At 73.4% G+C, this 21,977-nt stretch carries 23 protein-coding genes; 10 read left to right on the top strand and 13 right to left on the bottom strand.

Annotation, left to right across the window (positions count from 1 at the left end; all coding sequences use genetic code 11):
* Window positions 1-2: 2 nt before the first annotated feature.
* Genes BN39_RS14330 through BN39_RS14315 form a run of 4 tightly spaced genes read right to left on the bottom strand, consistent with a single transcriptional unit; the run spans window position 3 to window position 3,546 of the window.
* A complete protein-coding gene (locus tag BN39_RS14330) occupies window positions 3-773 on the bottom strand; it encodes an amino acid ABC transporter ATP-binding protein (protein WP_019203112.1) in 771 nt (256 codons plus the stop codon).
* The gene (locus BN39_RS14325) at window positions 770-1,714 is read right to left on the bottom strand and encodes an amino acid ABC transporter permease (protein WP_019203111.1); all 945 of its coding nucleotides are present in this window, start codon (window positions 1,712-1,714) and stop codon (window positions 770-772) included. The genes BN39_RS14330 and BN39_RS14325 overlap by 4 nt, the downstream gene beginning before the upstream one ends.
* Window positions 1,715-1,753: 39 nt before the next feature.
* Window positions 1,754-2,431 carry a response regulator transcription factor gene (locus BN39_RS14320; protein WP_019203110.1) on the bottom strand — a complete coding sequence of 226 codons (678 nt, stop codon included), beginning with the start codon at window positions 2,429-2,431 and terminating at the stop codon, window positions 1,754-1,756.
* A complete protein-coding gene (locus BN39_RS14315) occupies window positions 2,428-3,546 on the bottom strand; it encodes a sensor histidine kinase (RefSeq protein WP_019203109.1) in 1,119 nt (372 codons plus the stop codon). The genes BN39_RS14320 and BN39_RS14315 overlap by 4 nt, the downstream gene beginning before the upstream one ends.
* A gap of 60 nt (window positions 3,547-3,606) precedes the next feature.
* Here BN39_RS14315 and BN39_RS14310 point away from each other — a divergent pair, with 60 nt between their 5' ends.
* Together BN39_RS14310 and ilvA are read left to right on the top strand one after the other, a co-directional pair.
* Entirely contained in the window at window positions 3,607-4,008 is a 402-nt protein-coding gene (locus BN39_RS14310; protein WP_019203108.1) for a hypothetical protein, read from the top strand.
* 34 nt (window positions 4,009-4,042) lie between these two features.
* On the top strand, window positions 4,043-5,365 hold the full coding sequence (ilvA, locus tag BN39_RS14305) for a threonine ammonia-lyase IlvA (protein WP_040768010.1): 1,323 nt from the start codon (window positions 4,043-4,045) through the stop codon (window positions 5,363-5,365).
* Here the strand turns inward: ilvA and BN39_RS14300 are convergent, their stop codons facing one another.
* On the bottom strand, window positions 5,366-5,869 hold the full coding sequence (locus BN39_RS14300) for a hypothetical protein (protein WP_019203106.1): 504 nt from the start codon (window positions 5,867-5,869) through the stop codon (window positions 5,366-5,368).
* Between the two features lie 85 nt (window positions 5,870-5,954).
* Here BN39_RS14300 and BN39_RS14295 point away from each other — a divergent pair, with 85 nt between their 5' ends.
* A complete protein-coding gene (locus BN39_RS14295; RefSeq protein WP_040768377.1) occupies window positions 5,955-6,380 on the top strand; it encodes a TIGR03618 family F420-dependent PPOX class oxidoreductase in 426 nt (141 codons plus the stop codon).
* A gap of 17 nt (window positions 6,381-6,397) precedes the next feature.
* Here the strand turns inward: BN39_RS14295 and BN39_RS14290 are convergent, their stop codons facing one another.
* The 5 genes from BN39_RS14290 to treY all read right to left on the bottom strand — a co-directional run bounded on the left by BN39_RS14290 (window position 6,398) and on the right by treY (window position 13,318).
* A complete protein-coding gene (locus BN39_RS14290; protein WP_019203104.1) occupies window positions 6,398-7,423 on the bottom strand; it encodes an LLM class flavin-dependent oxidoreductase in 1,026 nt (341 codons plus the stop codon).
* A gap of 67 nt (window positions 7,424-7,490) precedes the next feature.
* Window positions 7,491-8,528, bottom strand: coding sequence for an LLM class F420-dependent oxidoreductase (locus BN39_RS14285; RefSeq protein ID WP_019203103.1), 1,038 nt, complete (start codon window positions 8,526-8,528; stop codon window positions 7,491-7,493).
* Window positions 8,529-8,561: 33 nt separating this feature from the next.
* Entirely contained in the window at window positions 8,562-10,289 is a 1,728-nt protein-coding gene (gene treZ, locus BN39_RS14280; RefSeq protein ID WP_019203102.1) for a malto-oligosyltrehalose trehalohydrolase, read from the bottom strand.
* 18 nt (window positions 10,290-10,307) lie between these two features.
* Window positions 10,308-10,991, bottom strand: coding sequence for a hypothetical protein (locus tag BN39_RS14275; protein WP_148281502.1), 684 nt, complete (start codon window positions 10,989-10,991; stop codon window positions 10,308-10,310).
* A 35-nt stretch (window positions 10,992-11,026) separates the two neighbouring features.
* A complete protein-coding gene (gene treY, locus BN39_RS14270) occupies window positions 11,027-13,318 on the bottom strand; it encodes a malto-oligosyltrehalose synthase (protein WP_019203100.1) in 2,292 nt (763 codons plus the stop codon).
* Between the two features lie 71 nt (window positions 13,319-13,389).
* Here treY and BN39_RS14265 point away from each other — a divergent pair, with 71 nt between their 5' ends.
* The 3 genes from BN39_RS14265 to bioD are packed head-to-tail and all read left to right on the top strand — an operon-like array spanning window position 13,390 to window position 16,539.
* A complete protein-coding gene (locus BN39_RS14265; RefSeq protein ID WP_019203099.1) occupies window positions 13,390-14,670 on the top strand; it encodes an adenosylmethionine--8-amino-7-oxononanoate transaminase in 1,281 nt (426 codons plus the stop codon).
* 4 nt (window positions 14,671-14,674) lie between these two features.
* Window positions 14,675-15,832, top strand: a complete 1,158-nt coding sequence (locus BN39_RS14260) for an 8-amino-7-oxononanoate synthase (RefSeq protein WP_081586103.1) — start codon at window positions 14,675-14,677, stop codon at window positions 15,830-15,832.
* On the top strand, window positions 15,829-16,539 hold the full coding sequence (gene bioD / locus BN39_RS14255; RefSeq protein WP_019203097.1) for a dethiobiotin synthase: 711 nt from the start codon (window positions 15,829-15,831) through the stop codon (window positions 16,537-16,539). Before BN39_RS14260 ends, bioD begins: the two co-directional genes overlap by 4 nt.
* On the opposite strand, the gene BN39_RS14250 is transcribed toward bioD, so the two are convergent.
* On the bottom strand, window positions 16,517-17,641 hold the full coding sequence (locus BN39_RS14250) for a phosphatase PAP2 family protein (RefSeq protein ID WP_040768374.1): 1,125 nt from the start codon (window positions 17,639-17,641) through the stop codon (window positions 16,517-16,519). The genes bioD and BN39_RS14250 overlap by 23 nt on opposite strands.
* A 178-nt stretch (window positions 17,642-17,819) precedes the next feature.
* Here BN39_RS14250 and bioB point away from each other — a divergent pair, with 178 nt between their 5' ends.
* The 4 genes from bioB to BN39_RS14230 are packed head-to-tail and all read left to right on the top strand — an operon-like array spanning window position 17,820 to window position 20,177.
* Entirely contained in the window at window positions 17,820-18,827 is a 1,008-nt protein-coding gene (gene bioB / locus BN39_RS14245; RefSeq protein ID WP_019203095.1) for a biotin synthase BioB, read from the top strand.
* Window positions 18,824-19,039 (top strand): hypothetical protein, encoded by a 216-nt coding sequence (locus BN39_RS14240; protein ID WP_019203094.1) that lies wholly within the window; start codon window positions 18,824-18,826, stop codon window positions 19,037-19,039. Before bioB ends, BN39_RS14240 begins: the two co-directional genes overlap by 4 nt.
* A 42-nt stretch (window positions 19,040-19,081) precedes the next feature.
* The gene (locus BN39_RS14235; protein WP_019203093.1) at window positions 19,082-19,633 is read left to right on the top strand and encodes a DUF2567 domain-containing protein; all 552 of its coding nucleotides are present in this window, start codon (window positions 19,082-19,084) and stop codon (window positions 19,631-19,633) included.
* Between the two features lie 7 nt (window positions 19,634-19,640).
* The gene (locus tag BN39_RS14230; RefSeq protein WP_019203092.1) at window positions 19,641-20,177 is read left to right on the top strand and encodes a macro domain-containing protein; all 537 of its coding nucleotides are present in this window, start codon (window positions 19,641-19,643) and stop codon (window positions 20,175-20,177) included.
* On the opposite strand, the gene BN39_RS14225 is transcribed toward BN39_RS14230, so the two are convergent.
* Together BN39_RS14225 and BN39_RS14220 are read right to left on the bottom strand one after the other, a co-directional pair.
* On the bottom strand, window positions 20,162-20,818 hold the full coding sequence (locus BN39_RS14225; RefSeq protein ID WP_019203091.1) for a CE1759 family FMN reductase: 657 nt from the start codon (window positions 20,816-20,818) through the stop codon (window positions 20,162-20,164). The two genes, BN39_RS14230 and BN39_RS14225, sit on opposite strands and share 16 nt — an antisense overlap.
* Window position 20,819: 1 nt before the next feature.
* Complete coding sequence (locus BN39_RS14220) at window positions 20,820-21,953, bottom strand: LLM class flavin-dependent oxidoreductase (protein WP_019203090.1); 1,134 nt, start codon at window positions 21,951-21,953, stop codon at window positions 20,820-20,822.
* Between the last annotated feature and the right edge of the window lie 24 nt (window positions 21,954-21,977).

Genomic DNA, 21,977 nt, shown 5'->3' with positions numbered 1-21,977 from the left:
TGTCAGCGCACGGCCGCGAGGAATTCGCGGGTGCGGGCATGCCGGGCGTCGGCGAAGATCTCACCGGGCGGACCCGTTTCGATGATCCGGCCGTCGTCCATGAAGATCACGGTGTCCGCCACGTCGCGGGCGAAACCGATCTCGTGGGTGACCACGACGAGCGTCATACCGGATTCGGCCAGGTCGCGGATCACCGCGAGCACCTCGCCGACGAGCTCGGGGTCGAGGGCGGACGTCGGCTCGTCGAACAGGATCACGTCGGGGCGCAGGGCGAGCGTCCTCGCGATCGCGACGCGCTGCTGCTGACCGCCCGAGAGCTGCGACGGGTAGGAGTCCTCCCGGCCCGCGAGCCCGACGCGGGCGAGCAGCTCCCGGGCGCGGGCCGCCGCCTCCGGGGCGGGCACCCCGGCTGCGACGGGCCCTTCGGTGAGGTTCTGCAGCACGGTGAAGTGCGGGAAGAGGTTGAACTGCTGGAACACCATGCCGATCCGGCCGCGCTGTCGTGCCACGTCCCGCGGGTGCAGCTCCCGCAGTACGGTGGCGCCGTGCCGGGTGCCGGCCTCGCGGTACCCGATGAGCTCTCCGTGCACGCGCACGTAGCCCGAGTCGGGGCGTTCGAGGTGGTTGATGCAGCGGAGCAGCGTCGATTTCCCGGAACCCGACGGGCCGAGCACGATCGCCACCTCTCCGGGGGCCACGTCGAGGTCGACACCGCGCAGCACCTCCCGGCCGGCGAACGACTTGGTCAGCCCGCGGATCTCGACGGCGCTCACCGCGCCGGCCCGGGCGAGCGGGGGCGCAGCCGGGCGGCGTCCCGGAGGATCTCGGCGAACGGGCGCGCCCCCGCGCGGCCCCGGGCGTACCGCCGCTCCACGAAGTACTGACCCACGGCCAGGACGGAGGTGATCACGATGTACCAGACGGTGGCCACCAGCAGCAGCGGCATCACCTGGAAGTTCTGGTTGTAGATCAGTTGCACCGAGTAGAGCAGGTCGGTCACCGCGATGACGCTGACCAGCGACGTCGATTTCAGTAGTCCGATCAGCAGGTTCCCCGATGCGGGAATGATGGCCGGCATGGCCTGGGGGAGCACGATCCGCCGGAAGATGCGGCGCGGGTTCAGGCCCAGCGAGCGCGCGGCCTCGGTCTGTCCGTGATCCACCGACACCAGGCCGCCGCGCACGATCTCCGCGGAGAACGCGGCGACGTCGATGGTGAGCGCGATGAACGCCGCCGCGAGTGGCCCGATGAGGTGCGTGGTGTCGACGGAGACGAACTCGGGTCCGAACGGGATTCCCAGGGACAGGCGGGGATAGAGCGACGCGAGCTGGAACCAGAAGAGCAGCAGCACCAGCGGCGGCACCGAGCGCACGATCCACACGAAGCCGAAGGAGACGGACTGCAGCAGCGGGCCGCCCCACAGCCGCATCGCGGCCAACCCGATGCCCAGCACGAAGCCCGCGGCGAAGGTCACCGCCGTGAGCCAGAGTGTCAGCCAGAGGCCGCGCAGGACCGATTCCTGCGTGAAATAGTGTGCGACGGTGGGCCACTGGAAGCGCTGGTTGGTCAGCAACGTGTGGGCGAGCATCGCGCCGAGGACGGCGACCGCCGCCGCTGCGGCCCAGCGGCCCGGCCGGCGGCGGCCCACCAGGCGCACCTGCGACGGTGCCGCGTCGAGCGCGGCCCCGGGCGGGGAGAGTGTCGATATCGCCATGGGCCACGACGCTAAGCGGCCGGGCGCGGCGCCGGAAGGTTAAGAATCGGCCTGACGAGATGCCGCGAGCCCGGTGTCGAAGGCGTAGCGGACGGCGTGCGCGCGGTCGCTGAGGTGGGCCTTGGCGAACAGGTTGTTGATGTGCGTCTTCACCGTGGACTCGCTCACGAACAGCCGGGATGCGATGTCGCGGTTGGTGAGCCCGTCCGCGATGAGCCGCAGCACCTCCGTCTCGCGCGGCGTAAGACCGGGATCCGGACCCGCCGGGACGGCGGCGCCGGGGCGCGCCGCAGTACCCGTGGCGGACGCGACGAGCCGCCGCTGCACCTGCGGGTCCAGCACCGACTGGCCCGCCGCGGCCGCCCTGATCGCAGCGGCGATCTCCGTGCGGCCGGCGTTCTTGGTCAGGTAGCCCCTGGCCCCCGCCTGCAGGCCGCGCAGGATCGACTCCTCGTCGTCGTAGGTGGTGAGCAGCACGACCGCGGTCTCCGGCGTGTCCTCGAGGACCCGCGCGGTGGCGCCCACCCCGTCGCAGACGGGCATCCGCAGGTCGGTGAGCAGGACGTCGGGGCGGTGCTCGCGCACCAGCGCGGCGGCCTCCGCCCCGTCGGCCGCTGCCCCCACCACGGCGATCCCGTCCGCGAGCTCGAGCATCGCGGCGAGCGCGTCGCGCACCGCCGCCTGGTCGTCGGCGACCACCACCGTCACGTCGGTCATGTCCGTGTCTCCTCGGTCGGAACCGTCAGTGTCACGGCCCAGCCCCCGTCGGGGGCCGGACCCGCGCGCAACGCGCCGTGGGCCTCGGCCGCCCGCTCGCGCATGCCGATCAGGCCCATCCCGGAGCCGGGGGAGGGCGACGCCACCCGGCCCGGCCCGTTCGCGACGGTGAGCACGGCACCGTCGGGCCCGGAACGGAGTGCGGCGCGGATCGGCGCGCCCGGGGCGTGCCGCCGGGCGTTGGTGAAGGCCTCCTGCGCCACCCGGAGCACCGCCAGCGTCGCCGCCTCGCCGAGCCGCACGGGCTCGGCGTCCACCGTCTCGCGCGGCCCCTCCCCGAGGGCGGCCAGGGCGGCCGGCAGGTCGACGGTGTCGCCGCGCAGGGCGTGCACGGCGTCCCGGGCTTCGGTGACGCCGCCCGCGATGGCGCCGCGCGCCCTCTGCACCGCGGCCCGGGCGTCCTCGGTGCGGCCCGCCTCCAGCAGCGCGTCGGCGAGCTCCAGCTGCATGCCGGCACCCGAAAGGGTGTGCGCCAGAACGTCGTGCAGCTCCCGCGCGATCCGCGCCCGCTCGGCGAGGGCGCTGCTGCGGGCCTCCGAGGCGGCCGTACGCGCGGACTGCTCCACGAGCTGCTCCAGCGTCCGGGTGCGCTCGCGCCGCGCGCGGCCCGCGATACCGGCCCACACGGTGGCGGTGGCGCTCACGCCGATCCACAACGTCGCGGGATCCCGTGGCCCGGTGAGCAGGTCCACGGCCGCCACGCTGCCGCCGAGCAGCACGGCGAGCGGGACCGAGAGGCGCGGCGGGTAGGTGCCGCCCACGTAGGCGGCGAAGAGGTACAGCAGGATGCCGAGTCCGGGGTTGGGCTGCAGCCCGAACAGGCCGCCCGTCGCCAGGGCGAGCGGAATCTCGGAGCCCAGGAGGAGGGGGAGCGGTATCCGGCCGGGCGGGACCGCGCGTACCAGGAGGCCGGCGCAGACGATGCCGAACAGGATCGCGGTCCACGGGGCGGGGCCGCCGAAGTCGAGCGTCACCGCCGCGAGCACCGCGCCGGCAACCGCGATGACGACGCCGAAGGGCCCGCGGTCGTCGTGGGGCGCGTCGCCATCGGGCACGTCGTCATCATGGCACGCGGTCATGCGCATGGCTACAGACCTCCGGGGTTAGGGTCGGGCATGCGCATCGCGACGGCACTGATCGGCCTGGCGGCGTTCGCGGCCGTGATGTGGTTCGCGTTCCTCGGGTGGGATCAGGAGTACTCCGTCGTGAACGGCGCGGTGCAAGGACCGTACCGGCCGTGGCAGGTGGTCGGGTGCGGCGCGGCGATCACGGCGGCCGCGACGGCGGCGCTGCTGTACCTCCGGCGGGCGTGGACGCTCGCGGTGATCCCGGCCGTCGCCGTGGCCGGGTTCGCGGTGCCGTGGGCGGCGTGGGCGTCGGCTGACGATTCCGGGCTGTGGGTGGTCGGCCTGGTGCTGCTCCTCGGCGGCGGGATCGCGGGGCTGACCCTGTGGCTCGGCCTCGTCTTCGCGGCGGCGGAGACGGCGCGCAACCGGCGCGCCCGGCGGGCGGGTTGACGCCGGTTTCGGCGCAGGTGGGAAACTGGACGGCATGTCTACGCCGTCGATGTCCAGCGCCGCCGCCGACCTGACGGACCGCGCCATCATCGAGGCGCGGTCGCGCCTGGCCGGTGTGGTGTCGCAGAGCCCGCTGCAGCCCGCGGACCGGTTGTCCGCCCTCACCGGCGCCCACGTGTACCTCAAGCGCGAGGACCTGCAGGTGGTCCGCTCGTACAAGATCCGCGGCGCGTACAACCTGATGGCGCAGCTCAGCGACGCGGAGAAGGCCGCCGGTGTGGTGGCCGCGTCCGCCGGCAACCACGCGCAGGGCGTGGCTTTCGCCTGCCGCAAGATGGAGGTGCACGGCCGCATCTACGTGCCCACCAACACGCCCAAGCAGAAGCGGGACCGGATCCGCGCGCACGGCGGGCGGTTCGTGGAACTCATCGCCGTGGGGGAGACCTACGACGCGGCGGCCGCCGCCGCACAGGAGGACGTGGCCTCCACCGGCGCCACCTGGGTGCACGCCTTCGACGACGCCCGCACCACATCGGGCCAGGGCACGATCGGCGTCGAACTCGTCGAGCAACTGGGCGGGAAGGTGCCCGACGTGACCGTGATGCCCGTCGGCGGCGCCGGCTGCTTCGCGGGCGTCACGCGCTATCTCCGGTCGCAGTCCGCCGACGCCACCATCGTGGGGGCCGAGCCCGCCGGCGCACCGTCGCTGGCGCGGGCGCTGGAGCAGGGCGGCCCAGTCGAGCTGCCGAGCATCGACCCGTTCGTCGACGGTGCCGCCGTCCGGAAGATCGGCTCCATCGGCTACGAGGTCGCGGCGTCCGAGGGCGCGCAGGTGTGGCCCGGCCACGAGATCCGGGACGTGCCACGCGGCGCGCTGGGCATCGTCGAGGTCGACGAGGGCGCCGTGTGCACCGCGATGCTGGACCTGTACCAGAACGAGGGCGTCATCGCCGAGCCCGCGGGCGCGCTGTCCGTGGCGGCGCTGGCGCAGCTGCGGTTCGAGCCCGGTTCCACGGTGGTGTGCCTGCTGTCCGGCGGCAACAACGACGTGTCGCGGTACAACGAGGTGATCGAGCGGTCGCTGGTGCACCAGGGACTCAAGCACTACTTCTTGGTCGCGTTCCCGCAGGAGCCCGGCGCGCTGCGCCGCTTCCTCGACGAGGTGCTGGGCCCGGACGACGACATCACGCTGTTCGAATACGTCAAGCGCAACAACCGCGACACCGGCGAGGCGCTGGTCGGCGTCGAGCTCGGCCACGCGGGCGACCTGGACGCGCTCCTGGTGCGGATGAACGACTCCCGCCTGCACTGCGAGCGCCTCGAGCCCGGTTCCCCGGCCTACCGCTACCTGACCTGATCACGCGGACCGCAGCGGCGCGGCCGCGACACGGTGCGCGGTGACCCGCCGCCGCAGGAACAGGCTCTGCGCGAGCAGCGTGACGCCCACGAACAGCATCGTGGTCACCCCGGCGAAGCCGCGGCCGGTGTGGTCGCCCAGGGCCGCCGGCACGGCCACGTCGATCGCGACGTGCAGGCCGATCGCCACGACCCACAGCCCCATCGTCGCCGCGGTGCCCTGCCGCAGGTAGCGGCCGTCGGGTCCGGGGAACACCCGAGTGGTGAGCGCCCGCGGGTAGGCGAGCGCGACGGCCACGATCAGCCCGAGCGCGGCGGCCACCGCGTGGCCCGCTCCCACCGGCCCGCCCGCGGAGACGTACTGCACCGTCTGGACCAGCCCGACGACGCAGAGGACGACCGCGATGCGGACGGTGTTCTCCTTGAGCGGGCGGGCCTGCATCTGGCGGTACACGATCCAGCCCAGGGCGACGACGGTGACGAGTGCGGTGGTTGCTGTGGTCATGGGGAGAACTCTGCGCCCGCGGGGCCGTCGGCGGATCGACCCGCGGGTGGAGATCCGGGTGGAGACGTACCCTGGGCGCGTGCAGATCAGCGATCGCCTCGAGCCCGCCGTCGTCGAATTCCTCTCGTCCGGAACGCGAACCGGCCACCTGTCCTATCTCGCGGGGGACGGACGCCCGCTGGTCACGCCCGTGTGGTTCGTGGTGGACGACGGTGCGCTCGTGTTCGCGACGGGCCGGGACACCTCGAAGGCACGGATGCTGCGCCGCGATCCGCGGGTGAGCATCGGCGTCGACCTGCAGGAGCCGCCGTACGCGTTCGCGCAGGTGCAGGGCGTCGCCGAGTTCGTCGACGATCCCGATTACTTGCTGAAGGTCTGCACCGCGTGCGGCGTCCGCTACATGGGTGCGGATCGCGGCGAGGAATTCGGCCGCCGCAACGCGGTCCCCGAGGAGACGGTGGTGCGGCTGCGGCCCACCCGCGTGTTGTTCGACGGCGACGTCACGGCCTGAGCCTCCACCCGTGACGCTCAGCCCAGCCCGTCGACCGCGGCCTTGATGATCGCGAGGCTGCGCGTGCGCTCCTCGACGCCGGGCAGCATGCCGGACACCATGAGCTCCTGCGGCCGCGTGCGCGCCAGGAGCTCCTCCAGCTCGCGGCGCACGGTCTCCTCCGAGCCCACGATCCACGCCGACGTGGACGGCGCGATGAGCTGTTCCTGTTCCGGCGTCAGCGGATTCGCGGCCGCGTCGTCGAAGCTCGGGAGGCGGCGGGGATTGCCGGTGCGGGCGGCGAGCATGCCCACCTTCCCGGGGCCGGCGAGGCGTTGCGCCTCCTCGTCGGTGTCCGCGGCGATCACCGTCACGGTGAGGATCGCGTAGGGCGCGTCGATCTCGCCCGGCTGGAAGTTCTCCCGGTACTCCGCGAGGGCGGGCAGCGTGGCCTGCGGGGCGAAGTGACGGGCGAACGCGAACGGAACCCCCAGCATCCCCGCCAGTTTCGCGCTGAACGTGGACGACCCCAGCAGCCAGATCCCCACCTGCGAGCCCAGCCCGGGCACCGCGGTGATCGCGGCGTACGGGTGCTCGACGGGGAAGTCGTCGTGGAGGAACGCGCGCAGGTGGGCGAGGGCCTGCGGGAAGTCCTCGACCGATTCGCTCACGCGGCCCCCGCGCAGAGCGTGCGCCGTCACCTGATCCGTGCCGGGAGCCCGCCCGATGCCGAGGTCGATCCGGCCCGGGTACAGCGCGTCGAGGGTGCCGAACTGCTCGGCCACGACGAGGGGCTGATGATTGGGCAGCATGACGCCGCCGGAGCCCACGTGGATCCGCTCGGTCGCCGCGGCGATCTGCCCGATGAGCACGGCCGGGGCCGAGCTGGCGATGCCGGGCATCGAGTGGTGTTCGGCGACCCAGATGCGTTCGTACCCCAGGCGATCCGCCTCCTGGGCGACGGCGATCGTGCCGCGCAGCGCCTCGCCGTAGGTGGCGCCCTCCACGACGGGGGCGAGCTCGAGGACGGACAGGCGCGGGCGGGGGAAGGATGCTTCGGTCACTGGAAGAACAACCGAGGGCGGCCGGGAAATCATCCCGTGCCGCCCTCGGTGGCGTGATCCGGCGCGATCAGACCAGGTCGCGCAGCAGCTCGACCTGCTTGAGCCGGCCCGCGGCGTCCTCCGCGATCGGCGCGACGTTGAGCACGGTGGCCCCGGCCTCCTTGAACGCCGCGATCCGCTCCGCGACGAAGCCCTTGGGGCCGATCAGCGAGACGTTGCGGGCCAACTCGTCCGGCACGGCCTCGGTGGCGGCGGCCTTGTCGCCGGCCAGGTACAGCTCCTGGATCCGGTCCGCCGCCTCGCCGTAGCCGTAGTTGGTGGCGAGCGTGTGGTAGAAGTTCTTGCCCTTGGCGCCCATGCCGCCGATGTACAGCGCGAGGTGCGGCTTCACGAAGCCCAGCAGGTGGTCCACGTCGTCGCCGATGGCGAGCGCGGGGCCCGCGAACACCTCGAGCTCGCCGAGCGCGGGGTCGCGCTTCGCCTTGCCCTCGGCGAGCGCGTCGCCCCACACGTCCTTGGCCTTCTCCGGCAGGAAGAAGATCGGCTGCCAGCCCTCGGCGAGTTCCGCGGCGAGCGCCACGTTCTTCTGGCCGAGCGCGGCCAGCAGCACCGGGATGTTCTCGCGCACGGGGTGATTGATCAGCTTGAGCGGCTTGCCCAGGCCCGTGCCCTTATCGGCGGGCAGCGGCATCTGGTAGTACTTGCCCTGGTACTCGAGGCGCTCGCGCCGCCACACCTTGCGGCAGATCTCGATGATCTCCCGGGTGCGGCCGATCGGCGCGTCGTACTTCACGCCGTGGAAGCCCTCGATCACCTGCGGGCCCGACGCGCCGAGCCCGAGGATGAACCGCCCGTCGGACACGTTGTCCAGGCCGGCGGCCGTCATCGCGGTGAGCGTGGGCGTGCGGGTGTAGATCTGCAGGATGCCGGAGGCGAGCTGGATCTTCTCCGTCTTCGCGGCCAGGTAGCCGAGTGCGCTCACCGCGTCGAAGGAGTAGGCCTCGGGCACGAACACGATGTCGGTGCCGGCCTTCTCCAGGTTGAGGACCTCGTCGGCCGTGGCTTTGAAACCGTCCGTGTAGTTGATGCCGAGCCCGATGCGCATACGTGACGCCTCTCCGTGTGGTTCCGGTAACCGTTAACGCACCTTAACCCTTTGCCGGAGCACCACGAACGAGTGCCCGGGCAGGGTGCACGAGTCCGCGGCGATCGCGGGCTCGTCCCAGGACAGGACCGGTTCGCCGGCGAACGGCGCGGCCACGGGGGAGGGGGAGAAGTTCACCACCAGCGTGAGGTCGCCGCGGTGCACGGCGAACCACGTGGCCTCGCCCGGGTGCGTGCACCGCACCGCCCGCAGGTCGTCCTCGGCGAGGGCTGGGTCGCCGCGGAGGGCGATGAGCGCGCGGTACGTCGCGAGCAGCCGGGCGTGCGGCCGGGAGGCCGGCTCGGACCAGTCCAGGCGGGATTCCGAGAAGGTGTCGAAGGACTGCGGATCGGGCACGTCGCCGGGCGGCCAGCCGTGCTCGGCGAACTCGGCGCGGCGGCCCTCCGCGGTGGCGCGGGCCAGTTCCGGCTCGGGGTGGCTGGAGAAGAACCGGAACGGCGTGCGGGCGCCCCACTCCTCGCCCATGAACAGCATCGGCGTGAACGCGGAGAACAGGACCAGCGCCGCCTTCACCGCGAGCTGCCCGCCCGTGAGGTATTCGGCCGGCCGGTCGCCCCGGGCGCGGTTGCCCACCTGGTCGTGCGTGCACGTGTAGGCGAGGAGGCGCGACGGCGGCACCACGTCGGGGTCGACCGGCGCGCCGTGCACGCGCCCGCGGAACGAGCTGTACGTGCCGGCGTGGAAGAAGCCGCGGGTCAGCACCGTCTCCAGGCACTCCGGGCTGCCGAAATCCGCGTAGTAGCCGTGCCTCTCGCCCGAGACGATCGTGTGGACGGCGTGGTGCACGTCGTCGTCCCACTGCGCGGTGAGTCCCGTGCCGCCGAGGTCGGCCGGCGTCACCAGGTTCGGCTCGTTGAGATCGGATTCCGCGATGAGCGCCAGCGGCCGGCCCAGCTCCTCCGACAGCAGGCGAATCCGTTCGGCCGCCTCCGCGAGCAGATGCGGCTCCGACGGATCCACCAGCGCGTGCACCGCGTCCAGCCTCAGGCCGTCCACGCCGTACCTGCGGGGCCACCACGCGATGTTGTCCAGCACCAGCGCCCGCACCTCGGGGTTCGTCAGGTCGGGTGTCGTGCCCCACGTGTTCGCGCCGGTCTCGTACGGGCCGAACCGGCCCAGGTAGTTGCCCGACGGGCCGAGGTGGTTGTGCACCACGTCGACCAGCACGCCCAGGCCCAGGCGGTGCGCCTCGTCCACGAACCGCTCCAGCCCCGACGGTCCGCCGTACGGCTCGTGCACGGCGAACCACCCGACGCCGTCGTAGCCCCAGCCGTGGGTGCCGTTGAACGCGTTGAGCGGCATGAGCTGCACGAAACCCACGCCCAGGTCCACGAGGTGCGGCAGCCGCCGCGCCGCCGCGTCGAGCGTGCCCTCGGGGGTGAAGGTGCCCACGTGCAGCTCGTAGACCACCGATCCCCGCAGTTCGCGGCCCGGCCACGGCCGCGGCTCGCGGGCGGGAAGGAGGCCGGACGGCCCGTGCACCCCGTCGGGCTGGCGCGGCGACCGCGGATCGGGCAACACGGTCTCGTCGTCGTCGAGGAGGAAGCCGTACCGGGCCCGATCAGAGGCGGGGACACCGGCTTCCCACCATCCGCCGCCGCGCGGCGACATCGAGTGCACCGCGCCGTCGAGCCAGAGCCGGACGCGGCGCGGGTGCGGCGCCCAGACCTCGAAGGACTGCGGAGCGACGGGGAGGGGCATCGCTGAAGAACACTAGCGTCAGTGCAGGTTCTCCCACTCCCCGGTGCGCGCGCGGTGCATCTCCAACGCGGCCAGGGCCGCGTCCGCCGTGGTGTGGCGGCCGCCCTCGATGAGCCCCATCGTGGGGAAGTCCTGGCGGTGCAGCGTGCGGTAGTTCCACACGTCGCGCACCGGCTGCGGGCATATGTGCGTGGTGAGCGAGACCGACGCTGGGACGCCGAGGCACGCGTCCGCGTCCTCTGCGACGAACTCCGCGTACGTGCGTTCGCCGAGGCGGACGAACAGGCTGGTACCCATCGGCACCTCGCTGAGCACGGAGGCCTCTCCCGCCAGGACCAGCCGGTCGTAGACGGCGGCGTTGAGCTCCCAGGCGGAGGTCATGCCCGCGCACTGGATGAGCAGGTGCGCCACCTCCTCCGGGTCGGTGAGCAGGCCGAGTATCGAGTGACGGCCCTCGCGTTTGACCCGCACCTCGATCGCGCCGCCGGCCCCCGGCAGCGCCTGGGCGGTGAACCGCGAGGTGGAGACCACCACGTGCAGCCGGCCGGTGGGGTGCAGAACCGCGGAGAGGCCGTGTTCGCGCAGCGACTCGGCGACCCGCGCCAGCGACGAGGCGCGGATCCGGTTGCCGCTGACGCCGGCGCGCGCGGTGGCGGTCTGGGCGAGTGCCGTGCTGAGCGGCCGCGGGGTTTCGCTGTTCATGTCCGTGAGTGTGCGCGACCCCACTGACAAGTTTTCTATTCGAGGGCGAGGAGCGCGACAGGATGTTCGACGAAGAGGTCCGCGACCGCGGTCGGACCGGAGTGCACCGCCCCGGTGAGGCGGTCCGCCCAGATGCCCGGCCCCAGGTCCACGAACGTGTCGCGCCAGCCGCCGGTCCGCTCCAGGAGGAGCGACCACCGCGTCGCGAGCGCGGCCACGTCGGGCGCCGCCCCCGGCGCGCCCCGCCGGAACCCCAGCAGGTGCCCGGCGGCCGCCCCGGTGGCGGTGACGGCCTCGTAGCCGCCGCCCACGAAACCGGCCGGGCGCTCGCGCCGCAGCCCGAGCGCCGCTCGGACCACCTGGTTCTTCGGCGAATCGGACGTGGCCAGGCGGTCCCAGTCGACCGGCCGGCGGTTGTCCGGATCCACCAGCGAGTCCTCCCAGTCCTCGGTTCCCTGGTAGACGTCGGGGACGCCGGGGCCCGCCAGCTGCAGCAGCTTCTGCGTCAGCGCGTCGTTCCGCCCGTGCGGCGCGAGCCGCCGAACGACGTCGTCGACGTCGCGCGCCGCCGGGCCGTGGAGCAGCGCGTCGACGAAGGCGTGCCCCGCCGCCTCGAAGGCGCCGTCGGGCGCGGTCCAGGACGTGCCGATCCCGGCCTCCCGCATGGCCTTCTCGGCGTACGCGTGCAGGCGCCGGCGAAGGGCGGTGGTCACCGGGCCGCCCTCGGGCCACACGCCGAACACGGTCTGCGCCAGGAACAGTCCCGTCACCGGATCGGGCGGTGGCGGGGCCGCGGTGAACCAGCGGTCCACCGCGGCCGACCATTCGCCGGGGCACTGGCTGAGCACGCCGATCCGTGCCCGCACGTCCTCGCCGCGCTTCGTGTCGTGGGTGGAGAGCGTCGTCATGGCCGCCGGCCATTCCGCGGCGCGGCGCGCCAGGGCGGGGTGCGGATCGCTCGGGCCGAAGTCCGACGGTGCGCCGCCCACCTCCTGCAGGGAGATCAGGCGCGCCGTCCGGTAGAAGAGGGTGTCCTCCACCGATTTCGCGGCCATCGCGCCGGTGACCTGAGCGAACCGGACGTCGCTCTCGCCGCGGCGTTCCCGCGCCCGCGCCACCGCCTCGACGCCCGGGCGGGTCGCCTCCGCCGCGAGCGCCTCCCGGCGGAACCGCGCGGCGGCGTCCGCCAGCACCGGATAGTCGTCGCGGTAGTACGGGACGCCCGAGATCCAGTGCAGCGCACCGGAGGCGATCTCCTCCAGCGGCAGGTACGACCCCGTCTCCCGGCGGATCGCCCGCGCCAGCCGCGCCAGCTCGGGCCGCAGGTCACGCGCGCCGAGCCCCTCCCGGATCCGCAGCACCTGCTCGTCGAAACTCGCGCCGTCGTCGCCCGTGAGCCGGGCGTGCAGCTCGGCCAGCGGGACCGCGCCCGCCGGGTCGACGAGGGCGTGACCCAGTTCGCGGAGCGCGTCGTACCCGGTGGTCCCGGCGACGGGCAGCGCCGGCTCCAGGGGCTCGCCGGGCTCCAGGATCTTCTCCACCACGATCCACGCTTCCGGGCCGGTCAGCCGCCGCAGCGCACGCAGATAGCCGGCCGGGTCCGCGAGTCCGTCCGGGTGATCCACCCGCAACCCGTCGGCGATCCCGTCGGTGAACCACGTCCCGATCTCCGCGTGCGTCGCGGCGAACACGTCGGGATCCTCCATCCGGACGGCCGCCAGGTCGTCGACCGTGAAGAACCGCCGGTACGTGCGCACCGGCGCGTCCCAGGGCACCAGGCGGTACGGCTGGGCGTAGTGCACGTGCTCGGCGTCCCCGCCGGTGTCGCGGCCCACGGGGAACACCCGGTCGTGGTACCGCAGAAGGGGTTCGGGCCCGGACCGGTCGACGGTGAGCGCGGCCACGTCGTCGCCGGAGGCCAGGACGGGGATCGCGATCGTGCCGCCGGCGCCGTTGTCGGCGGCCCAGTCGATGTCGAAGAAGTGCGCGAACTCCGAGCGCCGGCCGTGCGTGAGCACGTCCCACCACCAGTGGTTCTGTTCCGGCCGGGCCACGCCCAGGTGATTCGGGACGATGTCGATGATGAGGCCGAGCCCCTCCGCGTGCGCGGCGTCCGCGAGCCGCTCCAGCCCCCTGCGGCCGCCGAGCTCGGCGCGCACCGACGCCGGGTCGGTCACGTCGTAGCCGTGGGTCGAGCCGGCGACCGCCTCGAGGACGGGGGAGAGGTAGAGGTGCGTGACGCCGAGGCCCGCCAGATAGGGCACCCGGCGCGCGGCGTCGTCGAAGGTGAACCCCGGGCCCAGCTGCAGCCGGTAGGTCGCGCCCACCGGTCTCCTCGCCGGACCGAACCCGTTCGCGCCTTGCACCCGGCCAGACTAGCCGGGCTACCCTGCCCGACGTGACCCCCGACGACATCGCAGCCCTGGACGCCCGCACCCTCTGGCACCCGTACAGCGCGGTCGGGGGCGGCGTCGGCGGCGCGGGCCGCGTGGTCACCTCGGCGCGCGGCGTCCGCCTGACTCTCGGGGACGGCACCGAGGCGATCGACGGGATGAGCTCGTGGTGGGCGGCCGTGCACGGCTACCGGCACCCGGTCCTCGACGCGGCCGCCAAGGCACAGATCGACACCATGTCGCACGTGATGTTCGGCGGGCTCACCCACGAGAGCGCCGCGCGCCTCGGCGAGCTGCTGGTGCGGATCACCCCCGAGGGGCTGGACCGGGTGTTCCTCGCGGACAGCGGCTCCGTCTCCATCGAGGTGGCCGTGAAGACGGCGCTGCAGTACTGGCGCGCCAAGGGCGTGCCCGGCCGCAACCGGCTGCTCACCTGGCGCGGCGGCTACCACGGCGACACCTTCACCCCGATGAGCGTGTGCGACCCGGAGGGCGGCATGCACACGCTGTGGACCGACGTGCTCGCCGACCAGGTGTTCGCGCCCGCGCCGCCCGCCGAGTACGACGAGGCCTACGTCGCCGAACTCGACCGGCTGGTCGGGGAGCACGCCCACGAGCTCGCCGCGGTCATCGTCGAGCCCGTCGTCCAGGGCGCGGGCGGGATGCGGTTCCACTCGCCGCGGTACGTCGCCGCGCTGCGCGAGATCACCCGCCGGCACGGCGTGCTGCTCATCGCCGACGAGATCGCCACCGGCTTCGGCCGCACCGGCACCCTGTTCGCGTGCGACGCGGCGGGGATCACGCCCGACGTGCTCTGCGTGGGCAAGGCGCTCACCGGCGGCTACGTGACCCTCGCCGCGATGCTCTGCACCGACGAGGTCGCGCTCACCATCTCCCGCTCCGAGCAGGGCGCGCTCATGCACGGGCCCACGTTCATGGGCAACCCACTGGCCTGTGCGATCGCGGTCGCGAGCATCGAGCTGCTGCTCTCACGCGACTGGCGGGCCGAGGTCGAGGCGATCGGCGCGGGCCTGCGCGCGGGCCTGGAGCCGCTGCGTGGCCTGCCCGGCGTGGTCGACGTCCGCTTGCTCGGGGCCATCGGCGTGGTGCAGCTCGACCGGCCGGTGGACATGGACCGGGCCACCGCGGCCACCCTCGCCGAGGGGGTCTGGCTGCGGCCCTTCCGCGACCTCGTCTACACGATGCCGCCGTTCATCAGCACCCCCGACGACGTGGCGGCGATCGGGCGGGGCGTGTCGGCGGCGGTGCGCGCGGCGCTACAGTGAGGACATGAACGGTGTTCAAGCGACGGGCCGGACCGGAGTGCGGGCGAGCGCCCTCGACTGGCTCGACGGGTACGCCGCGGACCGCGCCGAGGCGGGCCTGCGCCGCACGCTGACGGCGCGCCGGCCGCACGAGCCGGGCATCGACCTGGCCTCGAACGACTACCTGGGCCTGAGCCGCCATGCGCGCGTGCTCGCGGCCGCAGCCGAGGCCCTGCGGACGTGGGGCGCCGGTTCCACCGGGTCGCGCCTCGTCACCGGCACCACCGAGCTGCACGAGTCCTTCGAACGCGGGCTCGCCGAGTTCCTGGGCACGGAGGCCGCGCTGTGCTTCTCCTCGGGCTACCTGGCCAACCTCGGGGCGGTCACGGCGCTCGCGGGGCGCGGCGCGCTCATCGTCTCCGACGGCGGCTCGCACGCCTCGCTGGTCGACGCCTGCCGGCTGTCCCGCGCCCGCGTCGTGGTGGTGCCGCGCGGCGACGTGGCCGCGGTGCGAGAAGTACTCGAGACCCGCACCGAGGACCGCGCTCTGGTGCTCACCGACTCCGTGTACAGCGCCGACGGGATGCTCGCCCCGGTCGCCGAGCTGTACGCCGCCGCGCGGGAACATCGCGCCGTGCTGTTGGTCGACGAGGCGCACGGCCTCGGCGTGCGCGGTGCCGGCGGCCGTGGCCTCGTGCACGAGCTCGGCCTGGCCGGGGCGCAGGACCTCGTGGTCACCGCGACCCTGTCCAAGGCGCTCGGCTCGCAGGGCGGGGTGGTGCTCGGCGCCGAGCGGGTGCGCGCGCACCTCGTGGACTCCGCGCGTCCGTTCATCTTCGACACCGGCCTCGCGCCCACCGCCGTCGCCGCCGCGGGCGCCGCCCTCGCCGAACTCCGCGAGCGTCCCGGCCTCGCGGAACGTGTGCTCGACAACGCGCACGCCGTGGCCACCGGTGTCGGGGCCCTTCACCCGACGTCCGCCGTCGTCTCGGTGATCCTGGGCGATCCCGAGCGCGCCGTCGCCGCCCGCGACGCGTGCGCCGACCGGGGCGTGCGGGTCGGCTGCTTCCGGCCCCCGTCGGTGCCCGAGGGCACCTCCCGCCTGCGCATCACCGTGAGGGCGGACCTCGGTGGCGACGATCTCGCGCGGGCCGTCGAGGTGATCCGCGGGGCGGTCGCGTGACCCTCTGCGTCACCGGCACGTCGACCGGCGTCGGCAAGACCGTCGCGACGGCGGCCCTCGCCGCGGCGCTCCTGGAGTCGGGGCCGGTCACCGTGGTCAAACCCGCCCAGACCGGCTTCGCCGACGGCGCCGACCGCGATGAGGACGGGCAGCTCTCCGACGCCGCGGAGGTGGCGCGCCTGGTGCCCGGCGCGGCGACCGTCGAACACCGCAGGTACCCCGAGCCGCTCGCGCCGCTCACCGCCGCGCGCCGCGCGGGGGTCGCCGCTCTCGGCCGGCGCGAGGCCGCGGACGTGGTGCGCGCCGCCGCCGGTGCCGTCCTCGTGGAGGGCGCCGGCGGCGTCCTGGTGCGGCTCGGGCTCGACCACGATCGAACACCGTTCACGGTCCTCGACCTGGCGGCCGATCTCGGCGCCGAGGTGCTCGTCGTGGCCGACCCCGCCCTCGGCACCCTCAACCACACCGAGCTCACGGTCCGCGCCATCGCGGCCGCCGGGCTCGTGTGCGCGGGGATCGTGCTGTCCCGCTGGCCCGAGCGGCCCGGCCTCGCCGAGCGCTGCAACCTCGTCGACCTGCCCGAACTGACCGGGGTGGCCGTCGTGGGGCGGATCCCCGACGGTGCGGCCGCATTGGCACCCGCGGCGTTCGCGGCCGAGGCCCCGTCCTGGTTCGACGGGGCCTGGCTCAGCGCGCGATCCAGGCGCTGAGCAGGTCGATCCGCTGCCATCCGCCGGGCACGTCGAGCGGTGCCCCGCCGGGCGCTGCGGTGCGGGCCAGCGTGTCCCGCAGCTTCTCGTCGCTCCATCCCGGGTGTGCGGCGCGCAGCAGTGCGATCGCGCCCGCGGGCACCCGGGCGGGCGTGTCTCCACCGACCCGCGGCAGGTCCCACGACAGGTCGCGCCGGTAGGCGGCCCGCGCGGCGCCGGTCTCGACGGTGCCCTGCCCGCAGGCCCGGCCGTCGACCGTGCCGAGCGCGGCGCGCAGTTCCCGCGCGGCCTCCGCGACACGCGCGGCGAACCCCGCGTCGCCCAGTGCCTCCGCGACGGCGGCCTGGGCCAGGATCCGCCCGCCGATCACGTCGAGCGGGTAGTGCACGCCCAGCACGACGCGGTGCCGCCCGTACTCGGCGCCGCGGGCGAGGATCTGCGGGCCGAGCTCGGGCAGGAGCTGCGCGAGCACGATCGCCTCGGCGTAGCCCCACGCCGTGTGCCCGGACGGGTAGGAGCCGGAACCGCGGACGGACGCGTACAGATCGCCGCGGGCGTTGTCGTACCGGCGGATCCGGTCGGGTGCCACCTCGAACGGGCGGGGGTTGTGGAAGTGCTTCTTCGCGGCCGAGGTGCTCACGTAGCCGTTGACGAGCGCGCCGCGGCCGAGCAGGAGGGCGGTCGTCTTCGGCAGCCGGCCGGCCTTCTGGGCGGACTTGAACGCCGGGTAGAGCCGGCTGCCGAGCGCGGTGAAGATCGCGTCGCTGTCGATGTCGTAGTTGTCGGCGATCGCGGCCCTCTGCTCGGACGCCGTGGCCGCGTTGTTCACGTCGACCGTGGTCTCCAGGTTCGCGTCGAGCACCGTCCGCGGCAGGTCCGAGAACGCCGCGAGCTCCGCGATGTGGGTCTTCGCGGACACCGCGGGCGCGGTCGGGACGGAGGCGGACGGCGCCGTCCCGGTGGAGCCGGTTCCGGCGAATGTGGAGGTGGGAGCCGCATCGGCCGGGGTCGCGGCGAGGACCGTCGGGGTGGCGAGCGCGGTGGCGGCCAGGACGGCGGCGAGGAGCTGCCGGATCGAGCGCAGGGGAGTACGCGGTGTCATGAGCACCACCCTCGCCCGGGCGTGGGGCGCGCGGAAGGGAACGAACCCTGACGACTCGATGAACGTTTGGTTGGCGAAAGAGTTTCCCTGAACGCTGTTCATGAATTGAACGCTGTACAGTGCTCGTGACGGCACGCTCCGGCGTGCCCCGAAGAACTCAGCCGACGAGGGAGAACGAATGACCGGGGTCCTGGCCGACATCGTCGAGATCGCGCGCGAGCAGGTGCTCGAGCGCGGCGAAGGCCTGAATCAGGAGCAGGTCCTGGCCGTGCTCCAGCTGCCGGACGACAAGCTGGACGAGGTGCTGCAGCTCGCCCACGACGTGCGCATGAAGTGGTGCGGGCCCGAGGTCGAGGTCGAGGGCATCATCAGCCTGAAGACCGGCGGCTGCCCCGAGGACTGCCACTTCTGCAGCCAGTCGGGCCTGTTCGAGTCCCCCGTGCGCTCCGCGTGGATCGACATCCCGTCGCTCGTGGAGGCGGCGAAGCAGACCGCGAAGACCGGCGCCACCGAGTTCTGCATCGTCGCGGCCGTCCGCGGCCCCGACAAGCGCCTGATGAGCCAGGTGGCGGCCGGCATCGAGGCCATCCGCAACGAGGTCGACATCCAGATCGCGTGCAGCCTCGGCATGCTCACCCAGGAGCAGGTGGACGAGCTCAAGGCCATGGGCGTGCACCGCTACAACCACAACCTCGAGACGTCGAGGTCGCACTTCCCGAACGTGGTCACCACGCACTCCTGGGAGGAGCGCTGGGACACCCTGCGGATGGTGCGCGAGGCCGGTATGGAGGTGTGCTGCGGCGGAATCCTCGGCATGGGGGAGACGCTCGAGCAGCGCGCCGAGTTCGCCGCGAACCTCGCCGAGCTGGAGCCCGACGAGGTGCCGCTCAACTTCCTCAACCCGCGCCCGGGGACCCCGTTCGGCGACCTGGACGTGCTGCCCGCGACCGAGGCGCTCCGGGCCGTCGCCGCGTTCCGCCTGGCGCTGCCGCGCACCATCCTGCGGTTCGCCGGCGGCCGCGAGATCACCCTGGGCGATCTCGGCGCGCAGAAGGGCATCGTGGGCGGTATCAACGCCGTCATCGTGGGCAACTACCTCACCACCCTCGGCCGCCCCGCCGAGACGGATCTGGATCTGCTGCAGGAGCTGAAGATGCCGATCAAGGCCCTGAACGAGACGCTGTGACGGTGACCGCGCCGGAGCCGCAGTTCTGCGCGTACACCGGGAAGCCGCTCACCGAGGGCGTGCCGGTGTTCGCGGCCGCGCTGCTGGGGCTGGAGCCCCCGCGCTACTGCGTGTACTGCGCGCGCCGGATGATCGTGCAGGTCAGCCCCGACGGGTGGACCGCTCGCTGCTCCCGGCACGGCGAGATCGACTCGAAGAGCCACGAGCGCTGAGCGGGCGGTCGGCTCCCAGCCACGGTCGCTAGGCTGCACGCGATGAACACATCGGTCACGCGCCCGCCGTCCGCCCTCGTGGTCCCGGCCGTCGTCGCCGCGGTGCTCGGCGCCGCCGCCGGGCTGCTCTGGGGTCTGACGGTGCCCGGCGTGCGGGGCCTGGTCACACCGGAGGGCGACGTCCTGTTCCGCGATGGGCAGTTGGACAACTTCTTCGTGGCCACCACGGCGTTCGCAGGAATCTCGCTGGCCGGCGGACTGCTCACCGCGGGCTTCGTGTTCCGCGGCCGGCTCCGCGACCCGTCGGGCGTCGGCGTCACGCTGGTCGCGGCGACGATCGGGGTGGTGCTGGCGGTTCTCCTCGGGCAGGCCGTGGTCAACGCACGGTTCACCGGGCCGGCGGCCGCGGGGCTCGACTTCACCGCCGCCCCGGCCATCCGGCTCGACGGTGCGAACCTCATCGCCCCCGCCAACCACCCGGGCGGTGTGGTCGGGGAGCTCTCCGCGTGGGTGCTCGTCCTGGTCTGGCCCGGGGCCGCGGCGTTCTGGTGCACCGCGGTGTCCCTGTTCGGGAGGCTGCCCGACGAGGCATGATCGAGGCATGGGAGCGGTACCGGATTTCCGCGTGGTGCGCGGCGACATCACCGAGCTGCCCGCCGACGTGATCGTCAACGCCGCCAACCGCGCGATGCGCGGGGGCGGCGGCGTGGACGGCGCGATCCACCGCGCCGGTGGGCCCGAGATCCTGGAGGACTGCATCCGCCGGTTCCCCGACGGCCTGCCCACGGGCGGCGTCGGCTGGACCACGGCGGGCCGTCTCCCTGCGCGGTACGTGATCCACGCCGTGGGGCCGAACCGCGGTGCGGGCGAGACCGATCCGGACCTCCTGAGGTCCTGCTACTCCGGCGCCGCGACGATGGCCACGGAGCTCGGCGCCCGGACCATGAACGTCCCCCTGATCAGCGCCGGCGTCTACCGCTGGCCGGTCGACGACGCGATCCGCATCGCGGTCGAGACCACCCGGGCCACGCCGGGAGGCCTCGACACCGTCACGCTGGTGGCGTTCGGCGACGCGGTCCTGGAGCGGGCGCGCGCCCTGTACCCGGACCTGGTGGTGGGCGGTCAGCCGCCCGTGTGACCACGGAGCAGGTCGGCGAAGTCGGTGACGGGACCCAGGTCGGTCGCCTTCCCGGAGCGCTTCGGGGCGCCCAGGTCCGACGGTCCGCCGAACCCGGCCACCGCACCGTCGGACGTGACGAGCGCGGCGGCGAGTTCCCCTCCCGCCCGGGTGATGCGCGCGGCCAGCTCGGTGGAGCCGAAGTCCTCGGTCGCGGCGAACACGCCGGTGACGAGCGTCTGCGCCCGCAGGTAGCCGAACAGCGGCCGCAGCGCGTGGTCCAGCACCAGCGAGTGCCGGGGCGTGCCCGCCGTCGCGCCGATGAGCACCGGGACCCCCGTGAGGGCGTCCGGGTCGAGCGCGTCGAAGAACATCTTGAACAGCCCGCTGTACGAGGCGGTGAACACCGGCGTCACGGCGATCACGCCGTCCGCGGCGGCGACCGCGTCCTTCGCGGCGGTGAGCGCCGGGGTGGGTACCCCGGTCGTCATCACGGTGGCGAGGTCGCGGGCCAGCTCGCGGACCTCGATGACGGTGACGTCGAGCGCCTCGCCGCGGGCCGAGACGCCCGCGGACGTGGCGTCCGCGAGCTGATCGGCCAGCAGGCGGGTCGACGACGGCTCGGACACCCCGGCCGCGATCGCGACGAGTGTGCGTGCCACGTCAGGCCTCCTTCGCGGTGGCGAGGGCCTCGCTCGGCAGTACCAGGCGGTGCGGCGATGCGGGCCCGGCGGCGACGAGCGACTCGTGCGTGGGCGGGTCCGACGGGACGTGGTCGGGGCGCCGCAGCTCGAACTCCTTGCGCAGCACCGGGACCACCTGCGTGCCCAGGATCTCGACCTGCTCGAGCACCTGCTCCAGCGGGAGGCCGGCGTGGTCCAGCAGGAACAGCTGGCGCTGGTAGTCGCCCGCGTAGTCCGCGAAGCCCAGTGTCTTCTCGATCACCTGCTCGGGCGTGCCGACGGTCAGCGGCGTCATCTGCTCGAAGTCCTCGAGCGACGGGCCGTGGCCGTAGACGGGCGCCTCGTCGAAGTAGGGGCGGAAGCGGCGCTTGGCCTCGGCCTCGGTCTCGGCCATGAACACCTGGCCGCCGAGTCCGACGATCGCCTGGTCCGCGGCGCCGTGGCCGTAGTGCTCGAACCGCTGCCGGTACAGGCGGACCATCTGCTGGGTGTGCTCGTGATTCCAGAAGATGTTGTTGTGGAAGAACCCGTCGCCGTAGAACGCGGCCTGCTCGGCGATCTCCGGGGAGCGGATCGAGCCGTGCCACACGAACGGCGGGGTGTCGTCCAGCGGGGCGGGCGTCGAGGTGTAGCTCTGCAGCGGTGTGCGGAACCGCCCCTCCCAGTCGACCACCGGCTCGCGCCACAGCCGGCGCAGCAGGTGGTAGTTCTCGATCGCCAGCGGCACGCCCTGCCGGATGTCCTTGCCGAACCACGGGTAAACGGGGCCGGTGTTTCCGCGGCCCAGCGTGAGGTCCACGCGCCCCTCGGCGAGGTGCTGCAGCATCGCGTAGTCCTCGGCGATCTTCACCGGGTCGTTGGTGGTGATCAGCGTGGTGGCGGTGCTCAGCTTCAGGGTGTTCGTCCTGGCGGCGATCCACCCCAGCAGGGTGGTCGGCGAGCTCGGGACGAACGGCGGGTTGTGATGCTCGCCCGTGGCGAACACGTCGAGGCCGACCTCCTCGGCCTTGAGCGCGAGCGCGGTCATCGCCTCGATCCGCTCGTGTTCGGTCGGCGCGCGGCCGGTCGTGGGGTCGGGGGTGACGTCGCCCACCGTGAAGACTCCGAACTGCATGACCTTGCTCCCATCCCGGTCCGT

This window comes from Tsukamurella sp. 1534 (assembly GCF_000312385.1).
Classification (GTDB): domain Bacteria; phylum Actinomycetota; class Actinomycetes; order Mycobacteriales; family Mycobacteriaceae; genus Tsukamurella.
The sequence above is the reverse complement of the archived record's forward strand: the minus strand, read 5'-3'. Positions and strand labels throughout refer to the sequence as shown.

Bases quoted from the DNA above. Each gene is read 5' to 3' on its own strand.
- BN39_RS14235 (WP_019203093.1), top strand. From the start codon at position 19,082: ATGAACACATCGGTCACGCGCCCGCCGTCCGCCCTCGTGGTCCCGGCC.
- BN39_RS14285 (WP_019203103.1), bottom strand. From the start codon at position 8,528: ATGCGCATCGGGCTCGGCATCAACTACACGGACGGTTTCAAAGCCACG.
- ilvA (WP_040768010.1), top strand. From the start codon at position 4,043: ATGTCTACGCCGTCGATGTCCAGCGCCGCCGCCGACCTGACGGACCGC.
- BN39_RS14260 (WP_081586103.1), top strand. From the start codon at position 14,675: ATGAACGGTGTTCAAGCGACGGGCCGGACCGGAGTGCGGGCGAGCGCC.
- BN39_RS14325 (WP_019203111.1), bottom strand. From the start codon at position 1,714: ATGGCGATATCGACACTCTCCCCGCCCGGGGCCGCGCTCGACGCGGCA.
- BN39_RS14230 (WP_019203092.1), top strand. From the start codon at position 19,641: ATGGGAGCGGTACCGGATTTCCGCGTGGTGCGCGGCGACATCACCGAG.
- BN39_RS14275 (WP_148281502.1), bottom strand. From the start codon at position 10,991: ATGAACAGCGAAACCCCGCGGCCGCTCAGCACGGCACTCGCCCAGACC.
- BN39_RS14310 (WP_019203108.1), top strand. From the start codon at position 3,607: ATGCGCATCGCGACGGCACTGATCGGCCTGGCGGCGTTCGCGGCCGTG.
- BN39_RS14220 (WP_019203090.1), bottom strand. From the start codon at position 21,953: ATGCAGTTCGGAGTCTTCACGGTGGGCGACGTCACCCCCGACCCCACG.
- treZ (WP_019203102.1), bottom strand. From the start codon at position 10,289: ATGCCCCTCCCCGTCGCTCCGCAGTCCTTCGAGGTCTGGGCGCCGCAC.
- BN39_RS14250 (WP_040768374.1), bottom strand. From the start codon at position 17,641: ATGACACCGCGTACTCCCCTGCGCTCGATCCGGCAGCTCCTCGCCGCC.
- BN39_RS14320 (WP_019203110.1), bottom strand. From the start codon at position 2,431: ATGACCGACGTGACGGTGGTGGTCGCCGACGACCAGGCGGCGGTGCGC.
- bioB (WP_019203095.1), top strand. From the start codon at position 17,820: ATGACCGGGGTCCTGGCCGACATCGTCGAGATCGCGCGCGAGCAGGTG.
- BN39_RS14300 (WP_019203106.1), bottom strand. From the start codon at position 5,869: ATGACCACAGCAACCACCGCACTCGTCACCGTCGTCGCCCTGGGCTGG.